Source organism: Halomonas sp. KHS3, from assembly GCF_000830495.1.
In the GTDB taxonomy this organism is placed as follows: domain Bacteria; phylum Pseudomonadota; class Gammaproteobacteria; order Pseudomonadales; family Halomonadaceae; genus Vreelandella; species Vreelandella titanicae.
The window spans coordinates 43,018-54,790 of record NZ_JWHY01000004.1 but is presented as its reverse complement, the minus strand read 5'-3'; the positions used below and the strand labels follow the sequence as shown (position 1 = coordinate 54,790).

At 54.0% G+C, this 11,773-nt stretch carries 14 protein-coding genes; 9 read left to right on the top strand and 5 right to left on the bottom strand.

All coding sequences use genetic code 11. The features are described 5' to 3' along the window. Positions 1-3: 3 nt before the first annotated feature. Together RO22_RS11135 and RO22_RS11130 are read left to right on the top strand one after the other, a co-directional pair. On the top strand, positions 4-828 hold the full coding sequence (locus tag RO22_RS11135; RefSeq protein WP_041158349.1) for a class I SAM-dependent methyltransferase: 825 nt from the start codon (positions 4-6) through the stop codon (positions 826-828). Between the two features lie 78 nt (positions 829-906). Then, positions 907-1,470: a hypothetical protein gene (locus RO22_RS11130; RefSeq protein ID WP_009286455.1), complete on the top strand. Its 564-nt coding sequence runs from the start codon at positions 907-909 to the stop codon at positions 1,468-1,470. 33 nt (positions 1,471-1,503) lie between these two features. On the opposite strand, the gene RO22_RS11125 is transcribed toward RO22_RS11130, so the two are convergent. Continuing rightward, positions 1,504-2,397, bottom strand: coding sequence for an AraC family transcriptional regulator (locus RO22_RS11125; RefSeq protein ID WP_200890247.1), 894 nt, complete (start codon positions 2,395-2,397; stop codon positions 1,504-1,506). Positions 2,398-2,541: 144 nt separating this feature from the next. On the opposite strand from RO22_RS11125, the gene RO22_RS11120 reads away from it, so the two are divergent. Continuing rightward, positions 2,542-2,943 carry a VOC family protein gene (locus RO22_RS11120; protein ID WP_041158348.1) on the top strand — a complete coding sequence of 134 codons (402 nt, stop codon included), beginning with the start codon at positions 2,542-2,544 and terminating at the stop codon, positions 2,941-2,943. After that, positions 2,940-3,917 carry a saccharopine dehydrogenase family protein gene (locus tag RO22_RS11115; RefSeq protein WP_041158347.1) on the top strand — a complete coding sequence of 326 codons (978 nt, stop codon included), beginning with the start codon at positions 2,940-2,942 and terminating at the stop codon, positions 3,915-3,917. Before RO22_RS11120 ends, RO22_RS11115 begins: the two co-directional genes overlap by 4 nt. 29 nt (positions 3,918-3,946) lie before the next feature. Here RO22_RS11115 and RO22_RS11110 read toward each other — a convergent pair whose 3' ends face one another. Further along, positions 3,947-4,354 carry a winged helix-turn-helix transcriptional regulator gene (locus RO22_RS11110; RefSeq protein ID WP_041158346.1) on the bottom strand — a complete coding sequence of 136 codons (408 nt, stop codon included), beginning with the start codon at positions 4,352-4,354 and terminating at the stop codon, positions 3,947-3,949. A 97-nt stretch (positions 4,355-4,451) separates the two neighbouring features. On the opposite strand from RO22_RS11110, the gene RO22_RS11105 reads away from it, so the two are divergent. Beyond that, the gene (locus RO22_RS11105) at positions 4,452-4,916 is read left to right on the top strand and encodes a nuclear transport factor 2 family protein (RefSeq protein WP_041158345.1); all 465 of its coding nucleotides are present in this window, start codon (positions 4,452-4,454) and stop codon (positions 4,914-4,916) included. Between the two features lie 298 nt (positions 4,917-5,214). Then, on the top strand, positions 5,215-5,883 hold the full coding sequence (locus tag RO22_RS11100; protein WP_041158344.1) for a glutathione S-transferase family protein: 669 nt from the start codon (positions 5,215-5,217) through the stop codon (positions 5,881-5,883). 80 nt (positions 5,884-5,963) lie between these two features. On the opposite strand, the gene RO22_RS11095 is transcribed toward RO22_RS11100, so the two are convergent. Further along, positions 5,964-7,862, bottom strand: coding sequence for a monovalent cation:proton antiporter-2 (CPA2) family protein (locus tag RO22_RS11095; protein WP_041158343.1), 1,899 nt, complete (start codon positions 7,860-7,862; stop codon positions 5,964-5,966). 100 nt (positions 7,863-7,962) lie between these two features. On the opposite strand from RO22_RS11095, the gene RO22_RS11090 reads away from it, so the two are divergent. Genes RO22_RS11090 through RO22_RS11080 form a run of 3 tightly spaced genes read left to right on the top strand, consistent with a single transcriptional unit; the run spans position 7,963 to position 10,336 of the window. Further along, complete coding sequence (locus RO22_RS11090) at positions 7,963-8,241, top strand: Trp family transcriptional regulator (protein WP_041158342.1); 279 nt, start codon at positions 7,963-7,965, stop codon at positions 8,239-8,241. Next, positions 8,238-9,659: an anthranilate synthase component I family protein gene (locus tag RO22_RS11085; RefSeq protein ID WP_041158341.1), complete on the top strand. Its 1,422-nt coding sequence runs from the start codon at positions 8,238-8,240 to the stop codon at positions 9,657-9,659. Before RO22_RS11090 ends, RO22_RS11085 begins: the two co-directional genes overlap by 4 nt. Then, entirely contained in the window at positions 9,656-10,336 is a 681-nt protein-coding gene (locus tag RO22_RS11080; protein ID WP_009286448.1) for an anthranilate synthase component II, read from the top strand. The genes RO22_RS11085 and RO22_RS11080 overlap by 4 nt, the downstream gene beginning before the upstream one ends. A 30-nt stretch (positions 10,337-10,366) precedes the next feature. Here RO22_RS11080 and RO22_RS11075 read toward each other — a convergent pair whose 3' ends face one another. Next, complete coding sequence (locus RO22_RS11075) at positions 10,367-10,642, bottom strand: DUF1294 domain-containing protein (RefSeq protein WP_022523829.1); 276 nt, start codon at positions 10,640-10,642, stop codon at positions 10,367-10,369. Between the two features lie 26 nt (positions 10,643-10,668). After that, a complete protein-coding gene (gene rluF, locus RO22_RS11070) occupies positions 10,669-11,748 on the bottom strand; it encodes a 23S rRNA pseudouridine(2604) synthase RluF (protein WP_041158340.1) in 1,080 nt (359 codons plus the stop codon). Between the last annotated feature and the right edge of the window lie 25 nt (positions 11,749-11,773).

Below are 11,773 nucleotides of genomic sequence, written 5' to 3'. Positions count from 1 at the left end.
GCGATGACCCCTTCCAACCCTTTAGCCGATCATTATCAGCGCGCCCTGCGCGCTGATGAGGTATTGGCACAGATTGATAGCCACTATCCCGCAGGCCCCACGCTGCATCAACTGGCTCCCTTGGATCAGTTGCATATTGGCGGCGTGGCAGCCTCTACACGGCTGCTGGAACGGCTCAACCCTGACACCCAAAGAAAGGTGCTGGATATTGGCGCTGGGCTGGGCGGGCTAATGCGCCAGGGTGCTTCACTCGGTTTTCAAATGATGGGGCTGGATATCACCCACGGTTTTAGTGCGCTCAATAAATCGCTGAGCTTACGGGTCAGTCAGCCAGACGCCCCACCGCTTGCCTGGGTAACGGGCGATGCTTGCGCTCTGCCCTTTGCGGATAACAGCTTTGATGCCGTGCTGTTTCAGCACAGTCTAATGAATATGCCCGATGTTCCCGTGGTAATCGCTGAAAGCCGTCGTGTTCTGCGCCCAGGCGGGCAGATAGTCATGCACGAAGTCGTCAGTGGCCCCAACGTGGCGCAACTTCGCTACCCAGTGCCTTGGGCAGCCTCCTCCAAGCACTCCCATCTACTTACCTTGGTTGAACTAACTCGACTGCTTGAAGTGGGCGGCTTTCAACTTGAACACGTGGACGACTGGAGCGAAATGGCTTTGGCGTGGCGCCAGCGGCAACGTCAAAAAGAGCAGACACCCCGGCAAGCGGTGCTGTCCCCCCAGTGGGTATTTGGTGAGCGCTTTATCACTATGGGTAAAAATTTAGTCGATAACCTAGCCCAGGGCGCAATTAAAGTGGTGGAAATCCAAGCCAGTTGCTAATCTGAATAGAATTGCTTTTTCCTCTCTACCCATGGCTATACGACAACACTTGGGTATGTACCGATAGGTGTAAGAGAAATGCCAATCAAACGCTTGGCAAGCACCCTGCTCTGCTGCTCCGTTCCCTGGTTTAGCAGCTACGCCGACGACACTCCGCCGGTGATGGCCTATACCGCCCCTAATAGCGAACTCATGCAGCTGGATAACGGCGTTATCTTAGAAGGCAGTGACCTTCAAAGCCTTGATAACTATACCAGCGGTTTTCGGGTCACCGCAGGCTACAGCCCCTGGCGACTCCCCCAACTCGATATTGGCGCTGAAATTGCCTACCGGGAAAGCGACGAAATCTCCACTTCCTCCGGTGTTAACCCGCTCATCATGGATACACTCAGTTTGGGTGGCGCCATTGTTGCCGGAGTTCGCATGGGCGCCTTCAGCGTCTATGCGAAGTCCGGCATCACAGAATGGCGTGGTGAAAGCGACCTGGAAGGCGCCGATGAAAGCGGTACTGCATTGCTACAAGGTTTCGGCGCCACGGTAACGATCAACCGGCTCGTCAGCCGCCTAGAGTACGAACGCATCGACGCCCCAACCCTCAGCCACCTCAATATGCTAAGCGCCTCGTTGCATCTGCCATTTTAAAGTGACACTTCGGCTTAACTTCGAAGCGGCACCCTATCCTCCAGCTCCTTTGATTTCGCTTAACATCCTCACAGTATCTCGTGCAGGGGATAGACCAAATACTTTGGTGTAATCACGGCTGAACTGAGTCGCGCTTTCATAGCCGACTTCGAAAGCTGCATCCGTGACACTTTTGGCACTGGATATCATGAGCGTTCGCGCCTGAAGCAATCGAACACGTTTTTGATACTGCAAGGGGCTCAACGTAGTGACCGCTTTGAAGTGCCGATGGAAGGCAGAGACACTCATTGCGGCTTTCTGAGCAAGCGACTCCACTCTAATGGGTTCGGCAAAATCTTGGCGGATCCGCTGAATAGCTTGGCTGACTCGGGCCATGGCGGTATCAGGGGCTGCTATTTCACGTAGCATCCATCCATGAGGTCCTTGCAGTACCCGATACAGAATCTCCCGTTCGTAAACAGGTGCAAGTGCCGCGATTTCCTCAGGGCTATTCATCAATCTCAACATGCGCACCCAAGCGTCTATTAGCTCGGTCGTTACATCGGCCACTGAAAATCCTGGGTCGTTTTCGTAACGTCTGGTGGTCTTTGGCAGGTCAGCCAGCAACATCGACAGCATTGCCGGTTCAAGTGTCAGACTCAAAGCGAGATAAGGCTCGCCTGAACTGCTAGGGTGCACGGCTCCTACTGCTGGCAACTCGATGGACATAACGAAATACGTTGCCGGGTCGTACCGCAGCGTGCGGTCACCAACCGTCATTGTTTTGCTGCCTTGCAGGATAAGGTTGATCATCGGATCGTAAACGGCGGCCAGCATATGTTCTGGAATCTCACCCTGAATCATGGCGATACGTGGTATCCCGGTTTCAGTACGGCGATTTTCTGCGTTTGAGGCCAATGATCGAAGTTCGTTGAGTTGGTTATTCATGGGCATCATGCTGACCCCGGGCGCACGCTTAGCGCAAGCAAAAAGCAGAAATAGGCAGGTTTGGAAGAGAAATAGCCTCGTTAGCGACAAAACACAGGATTACTCTGGTTGCTATCGACCACCTCTCAACAAGCGAGATACAGCATGCTGGATCATATCTTCATTTCTGTCAGCGACATAGAACGCTCCATCCGTTTCTACGATGCAGCTCTAACACCTCTCGGTATCACAGCGCGGCTCAATTACAACGGTAAGGATGGTCCTGCAGGCCACCCGGATCTCAAGGGGTTTGGTGCCAATGGTCGGGTGTTTTTCTGGTTACGTGAAGGAGTCGTGGAAGGCCGCGCAGCTCATATTGGCTTCGTAGCAAGCAGTAAAGCCGAGGTCGAATCAGCCTACGCCGCAGCCATGGGGGCAGGCGCTACCGACAATGGTACTCCCGGCGCACGTTTGCATTATGACCCCAACTACTACGCGGCTAACGTTCTAGACCCAGACGGTTACAGCCTTGAATTCGTCTACAAGAATTGGCAGCACGCACAATGAATACTCTCCTAATTTATGGTGCGACCGGCTATACCGGCCAAATGGCCGCTGAGCACGCAAAAAGGCTGGGCCTTGATTTCGAGATTGCTGGGCGCAATGCCGAGCGATTACAGACTCTTGCCAACCGGCTAGACGTTCCTTACCGCGAGTTCAACGCGGATGCTCAAGCAGAGCAATCACTAAACGGCGTGAGTGTGCTGCTAAACTTCGCGGGACCCTTTGCACAAACGTCGAACGCGCTGATGCGGGCATGCATTAACGCCGGGGTCGATTACCTGGACATCACCGCTGAGATCAACATCTATAGGCTAGCGGAACAGTTGGGCTCTGAAGCGGCTGAAGCCGGTGTCATGCTCTTGCCGGGCGTCGGCTGGGATGTGGTACCGACAGATTGCCTAGCAGTGCATGTCGCTCGTCGTGTGCGGAAGCCGCAGTCGCTGAGTGTGGCTCTTCAGGTTCCGGGCTCCATGTCGCGGGGTTCGGCAATGAGCGTTAGCGAGATCATTGGCGCAGGCCTGTTGACGAGGGTCGACGGTCAGCTTGTACCGACGCCCGATGCGCAACCACGCTACTTCGATTTTAGTGAAGGATCGGTGCTTTGCGCACCATTGTCTTTTGGTGACCTGGTCACCGGCTGGCACTCTACCGGCATCCCAAATATCGCCATGTTCGTGCATATCAGTGGTGACGCGTTCCCCGAGGGGGATCTATCACAGTTGCCCGATGGCCCAACCGCTCAGCAACGCGATTCCCACCGGGCTCGTGCTGTGGTCGAAGTGACGGCGGCTGACGGAACGGTTGTCCGATCGATGATCGAAACCATCAATGGTTATTCCTACACACCACTGGTGGCCATAGAGGCAGCGCGCCGTGTACTGGGAGGTGATCGGCAGCCAGGCTTCAAAACCCCGGCACAGATATTCGGTAGCGGTTTCGCCGAGACCATTGCGGGTACGACGATTATTGATCTTTAAGGTAGAGGCTAGCCATCCGGGAGTGGGAGTTACAAAATTTGATCCTCACGCCTATCGAATTCGCTTTGCGCCTGGGTGACGGTTTCCAGATAGTTGATCGTCCACCGGTATAGGGCCCCGAACGGTTCCTCCAGCGTTCGTCCCAAAGAGGTGATGCTGTATTCCACCGCGACTTGGGAGGAAGGGATTACCCGACGAGCGAGAATGCCATTTCGCTCAAGACGACGAAGCGCCTGAGTCAACGACTTTTGTGTAATGCCTTCCAGGCGTCGTTTGAGTTCGTTGAACCGGAGCGGCTTCTCGCAAAGTGCCGCCAGGATCAGTATCGACCACTTATCCGCTATCTGATCCAGTAAGAAGCGGCTCGTACAATCGACTGGTTTGTCCTTTCCGGTTGACCCGTTTCGAGCCGATATCCGATCAGTCGTGTCCTGCATCCAGTTACCTCCGATATACCTGATAGCTTTTAAGTGCGTAATTGATATCTGGTATCAGAAGTATACCATTTGAATTCATTCGAAAGGAGTCAACCTAATGTCGTCAATTCATCTCAAAAAAATGGAAGATAAACTCTCGGTCGTTGATGTGCTCTACCGATTCGCCGCAGGCATTGATCTGCGCGACAGAGTACTTCTCGCAGCGACCTTCACAGAAGATGCGATATCTGATTTCCGGCCTGCCGCGGCGAAAGCTGGATTTGAATATCCAATACTGCAAGGCAGAGAAACTATCGTCTCAGTGTTGTCGGACTCGTTGCAGCCCTTCGACACGACCCACACCGTCACCAACCCTCGAGTATGTATAGATGGTGACAAGGCGTATCTGGAAGCGATAGTGGAAGCCCAGCACTTGCCTCGCGACGACCACTCACGGCACTACCTCATGAAAAACCGCTATGACGTCGAATTGGTTCGACACGGGGAAGCTTGGCTGATTCAGCGAGCGACGATCGACAACGTATGGCGCGATGGCGATCCAGCGGTTCTCTCCGGTGTTTAGAAGACGGCCAAGGTTTCCGCTACTACTCAGCTGATGTCGAAAAGGTGTGATGCTGGAGATGCGTACCCATACACTTTCGTAGGCAACCGGCAAGTCTGCTTCTGTGTCTTTGACTATTGTTGATCGGAACCCCGCCGAGTCCCAACGGAAAAGCCATTGGTGCAGCCGTGCGCAGGGTACTGGACAGTGAGCGGCGGCCAGGTTCCCCCCGGTGCGGATATCCGGGGGTTCGCCGCGGTTCAGAAAATTAGCAGCTAGAGTAGCTGGCTCATTCCCACCAATTATCAAGAGATATGCAATGGAATATGACTTTTATTGGATCAGCGGTAGCCCTAACGCTTGGCGTGCCATGTTAACACTGGAGCATAAAGGAATTTACTACCATTCCCATAGACTTGACCCCGGCAAGCAGGAGCAGAAAAGCCCAGCATTCCTGGAACTCAATCCTTTAGGCAAAGTACCTGTTCTAAAGCATGGCGATGTCGTAGTCGCTGAATCGATTGCTATCATGGCTTATCTGGAGCGCGTACACCCGCAGCCGCCACTCTTTGGTGTAACAGCTGCCGAAACGGGGCTGATATGGCAGCGGATTTTTGAATTCGTCAACAGTTTGCGCGATGTCATAGACGATGGTGTGGTTCGTCCACTTAGCCAAGGGATAATGTTACATGACACTGATGCATTGAAAATGGCTGCCAACACCTTGTACGCATCATTGGATAGAATGGAGACCACTTTGGGAACATTCAATTATTTGGCGGGCAATAAGGTGTCTGCGGCAGACTTTACAGTGCTGCCCAATCTTTTGATGCTTATGCGCGTAGGCAGCCGTTCCGACGCATTGGCACTCAAATTGAAGTTTAACGAGATTCGTTCTAACTATTCTGCAATCGACAGCTGGCTTGCTCGTTTAGAGGCATTGCCAGCTTTCGATGCAGCATACCCACCACACTGGCGCTTATCTTGATTGGCTGAGCGATTGTTGGCCTCTGCTCGTTTATATAAATATCGGAACGAATAGTATTACTGGACACCATTGCTAGGCTGTTATTGAGATTTTGGCTCTTGCCCCTGTTCTGGCGGTGTCCAGATAGGAACATCCTGCCGTTGCGGCTCGGGCCAATCCTGCTGCATGGCACTATTGAGCGCTTCTTCTAGTTTCATGAACAGCTCACTATAGCGAGGGCCGAAAGCATTCCCTCCCTCAATATCCTTCCATGTTGCAAACAATTCATCCTCATGGGCATCTTCGTTCTGTACAAAGGCCCAGGTCATCTGCTTAGCTCGCATAGGGTGCACGCCCATGGCAGTCAGTGCGTGCCCGCCCAGTTCCAGCGCTGAATGATAGGTTTCACTGATAACGTCGTCGGCCCCTGCGTCACGTAGCTGGTAGCCGTGTCCCCGGTCGAATGCACGGGCTAGCACCCACACTTGGGGGTAGGCATGCTTCACATGCTTAACCATCTGCACGGCACGCTCACGATCGTCTAACGCGATAACCAGTAATCGGGCGTGCTCAATCCCTGCAGTCTCTAGCAAGTCGGAGCGGCTGGCATCGCCAAAGTAGCTTTTGATGTTAATTTTGCGCAGGTTCTCGATCTGCTCGATCTCGAGATCCAAGGCGACAATGGGAATATTATTGGCGCGCAGCAAGCGGCAGATAATTTGTCCAAACCGGCCTACTCCCGCAACGATAACCGGTGCCTGCTCCTCAATAGCTTCGGCTTCGCGATCATCGTTTTTAGCGATAAGGTACCGCGGTAGCACCAGCCGGTCGTAGGCAATAAATAGCAACGGCGTTAAGAACATTGATAGCGCCACCACCAGTGAGAGAATCTGAGAGATATCAGTAGGAATCACGTTGTTTTGAACGCTGTAGGTTAGCAGCACAAAGCCGAATTCACCGGCTTGGGCAAGGCTTAAAGTAAACAGCCAGCCGTTGCTACCATGCACTCGAAATAGCAGCGCCAAGCCCAGTAGAATCACACCTTTAACAACGATAACCGCCACGCCTAGCGACAGCACCGTGCCCCACTCCGCTGCTAACACCGAGAAGTTGATACCCGCCCCTACGGTAATAAAGAACAGCCCCAGTAGCAGTCCTTTGAAGGGCTCAATATTGGCTTCCAGCTCGTGCTTAAATTCACTGTTGGCGAGCACCACCCCCGCCAGGAAGGCCCCCAGGGCGGGGGATAAATTGACCACACTCATCAGTGCGGCGATGCCAATCACCAGCATCAGCGCAGTAGCGGTAAATACTTCACGCAGGCCAGAGCCAATCACATAGCGAAACAACAGCGGCATCAAATAGTAGCCAGCGGCAATAACGCTTGCGATAGCTGCCACGACCACTAAAGCGTGCGCCCAGCCGGGCAAGTGGGCTACCAGGCTTAAGCTGGCATGGCCGTCATCGCCGCCCGCGCCCATTAATTCCGGCAGCGCCAGCAGCGGAATCAGCGCCAGCATTGGGATCACCGCAATATCCTGGAACAGCAGTACCGAGAAAGCGCTGCGCCCGCCTTCAGTTTTGGCGAGCCCTTTCTCATTGAGTGTTTGCAACACAATGGCCGTGGAGGAGAGCGCAAAAATCAGCCCCACCGCCAGGGCGGTTTGCCACACAAGCCCCAGCCACCAAGCAATGGCAGTGCCAGCAGCGGCCGTTAGCACTACCTGAAGCCCACCCAGACCGATCAGCCTAACGCGCATCGCCCAAAGGCCCTTGGGGTCAAGCTCCATGCCCACCAAAAATAGCATCATCACCACGCCAAACTCGGCAAAGTGCTGAATGGTGGTGGTCTCCTGCCCCACTAGCCCAAAAATGGGGCCAATCACCACCCCAGCAACCAAATAACCCAGCACTGACCCCAGGCCAAAGCGCTTGGCCAGTGGTACCGCAATCACCGCGGCGACAAGGTAAATAAAAGCTTGAATAAAGTATCCGGTCATCGAATTCCCTTAACGTAAATCAACACGCATTGCTTGACTTTTCTGGCCAACAATATACCGTACTAGTACGCTAGTACACGCTTATTAACCGGCCTTGACCATGCCCACAAACGAACACTACCAGGCTGAGCTCATTCGTCACCTGCTCGCCATCGACTCGCCGGACGCAATGGATGAGGCGCTGGCCAGCCTGCTGACTCCTGCAGAGTACCAAGAAATCAGTAAACGCCTACAGATTTTTAAACTGCTGCAGGAAGGCGTGCCTCACCGCAAAATAGCCGAAACCCTGGGCGTGGGCATCGCTACGGTTTCGCGGGGTTCCCGCGCGCTGACCACGTTACCCTCTTCAAGCCCTTCTTCACGGAATGATGCATCATGACCACTGCCAATACACATGCCTCACCAGGCCCGCAGCCTTTTACGCTGCCACGCAAACCTCACTATGTGACCTTGGCGGCGGACTGCGACTTCTTTGCCCTGTTTCAGAAAATCGAGCGCCGGTTTGATACCTGCTACATGCTGGAGTCATTGGGCGAAGATAGCCATATGGCGCGCCACTCGATCATTGGCTTTGATCCCGAGTACACGCTTTACGCCAACGGCAACACACTGACAATCGAAGACCGCAAAGGCAACGCCAAGCACTACCCCAGCGATAACCCCTATGAGCTGCTGCGCAGTCTGATCCCGCAGAATATTATTTCCCGCAAGTATGCCGGAGGACTCAGCGGTTATCTTGGCTATGATGCCATGCAGTACTTCGAACCATCGCTTACGTTAAAAGCCAGCGATGATTTCGATACCTTCCGCTTTGGGCTCTACAAAGATGGTCTGATCCTCGACAAGATGACCGGGGAAGTCACCTACTTCTACTACGATAATAGCCGCTACGACTTTCTGCAGACACTGATCAATGCAAACGATGAGCCAGCAGGCCCGCTGCAAATCACCGCGCTGGGCGACACCATGAGTCAGGCAGAGCACGCCGAGGCGGTGGCCAAGGTGAAGCAGGATATTATCGACGGTAAGGTGTTCCAGTGTGAAGTCGGCTTTAAAAAGCGTTTTAGTATCAAAGGCGATACCTTGGCGCTGTACGACCAGCTACGCACCATTAACCCCTCGCCGCAGATGTACTACGTCAAATTTGGTGAACAGAAGCTGATTGGCGCCAGCCCAGAGCTTTTATTTCGGCTGCGCCAGGGCGAGATGGAGACCTTTCCGCTGGCGGGTACCACCACCCGGGGTCAGACGCCCCAAGAAGATACCCAGCTCGCCCGCGCGCTGCTTAACGATCCCAAAGAGATCGCCGAGCACAATATGATCGTGGATCTACACCGCAACGATATTGGCCGGGTAGCGCAGTTTGGCACGGTGAAAGTGCGCAGTTTGATGGATATCAAACGCTTTAGCCACGTGCAGCATATCTCCAGCGAGATCGTCGGCATCATCGCCGAAGGCGAAGATATGTTTACCGCGCTGGCCAGCAACTTCCCCGCGGGCACCCTCACCGGCGCACCCAAAATCGAGGCGATGAAAATCATCGACGATCTGGAAACCGACGGGCGCGGCCCCTACGGAGGCGCAGTGGGCCAGTTCTCGTTCAACGGGGACTGTACCTTTGCGATTCCGATTCGTACCGTGTTTGTGAATGGTGAGCGTGCCTACGTGCAAACCTGCGGTGGCAATGTGTTCGATAGCAATGCCGCCGATGAGTATGAGGAGATCCGCCGCAAGTTTGCCGGTACTCGCAAAGCCCTTACCCCCTTTATGGAGACGGACATGGAGAGCCCAGCATGAAGGTACTTATCATCGATAATTACGACTCCTTCACCTATAACCTCTACCAGTTTATTGGTGAGATTCTAACCACAGAGAAGAATCGCGGCGGGCTGGCCAATTTTGAGATTATCGTTAAGCGCAACAATCAGATCGATTACGGCGCCATCGAAGCCATGGCCCCGGAGCGTATTATCATCTCCCCCGGCCCCGGCTCGCCGGATGACCCGCGCTACTTTGGTGTATGCGCTGAAGTGATCGAGAAACTGGGTAAGACCACCCCGCTGCTGGGAGTATGCCTGGGTATGCAAGGCATTGTGCACGTATTTGGCGGCAAGGTAGTGAAGGCGCCGCTACCGATGCATGGCAAGATCAGCCCGATCAACCACAATAACGCATCGGTGTTTAACGGCGTGCCCGACCAGCTTGAAGTGATGCGCTACCACTCGCTAATTGCCGATGCGATCACCCTGCCCGAGTGCCTGGAAGTGACCGCCACCGTAGGCGCACTTGCAGCCGATAGCTTTGAGCAGCGCAGCCGTTGGCTGGCACTGGGTGAATTCGAACTGATGGGGGTTAAACATCGGGAGTACCCGATTCACGGCATCCAGTTTCACCCAGAATCGTTTGCCACCGAAGGCGGCAAAGAGCTGATCGCTAATTTTCTTTTCGCGCACGGCAATCACGCCAGAGCGTAGGCACCAAGTATAGGGTGGCTAAACGGGTGGCTAAATGAGACTCAATGAAACCGTTAGCCACCCTAGACAGGCCAGATTTACGACAACCGTCAGCCAGAACGTAACTTGAAAGGCGGTTTTCTGGGTTTTATGCCTCAGCTGCTGTTGGGCCAGTAGCGCACCCGGCCAGCCACCCACTACCCCAAGCAGATGTAGCGACTTTTCACTCACCCGACGGCGGTTTTTAATAGCCGCCTTTTTGTCGATAGCGTAAGTGATATAAGCGATAACGCTCACTACAGCGTAAAAGGCGACGATTGGGATCACAGTGAAGACTCTTGAATGATGGGGAGTTACTTGCGCCGCTGGGAAGGCTTTCCGACCGCCGCTGGCTTACCGCGGCCTTTACCAACGGGCTTACCTTTAGCTCCAGGCTTGCTTTTAGCACCAAGCTTGCCGGGGGCTTTGCTGCCCTTGGAGTGCGGCTTGCCTAACGTACTGCCTTTCGGGCCGGTACCTGTTTTTCCACTGACTTTTCCGCTGGCGGCTTTTTTACCCTTGACGGGTGGTTTAGCCCCGGCGGCTTTGGCACCAGCCGCCTTCGCGCCTGCTTTGGCCGGGCGCCCTTTTGCGGAAGGCGGTTTTGCCTTTCCTGCGCCTGAGCTGTAGTTGGGCCTTTCCGGTTTAGCTTTACTTTTCTTTTCTGGTGCCGCCTCTGAGCGTTCGGTCAGCGCGATAATGGTATCGATCTCTTTGGCAGTGAGATCGCGCCAGTCGCCCAGGGCTAAGCCTTTTAGCGGCACATTCATAATGCGCGTGCGAATAAGCTGGGTAACCTCGTAGCCGAAGTATTCACACATACGACGAATTTGCCGATTGAGCCCCTGCACCAAGGTAATAGTGAACACAAAGGTGGACTCTTTTTGTACCTTGCAGCGCTTGGTCACCTTGCCAAGAATCGGCACGCCGCTCTGCATGCCGTCAATGAACTCGTCGGTGATCGGTTTGTTCACCGTCACCTGGTACTCTTTTTCGTGGTTGTTATTGGCGCGCAGAATCTTATTAACCAGATCGCCGTTATTGGTTAAAAAAATCAGCCCCTGGGAGTCTTTATCGAGCCGCCCAATGGGAAAAATGCGCACGCCATGCTTCACAAACTCAACGATATTGTCCTTTTCGCTGGATTCAGTGGTGCTGACAATGCCCACCGGTTTGTTCAGCGCGATCAGCACCAGATCCTCCTCTTCCTGAGGCTCGATCTCCTGACCGTTTACTTTAACCAAGTCACCCGCCACCACTTGATCACCGGTAGTCGCACGGCGACCGTTTATCCATACGTTGCCCTGCTCCACAAAGCGGTCGGCTTCACGGCGAGAGCACATCCCGCTCTCGCTAATATATTTATTGATACGGGTAGATTTTCGAAACGACATAAAACGCCATGTGGCTATAAGAGGA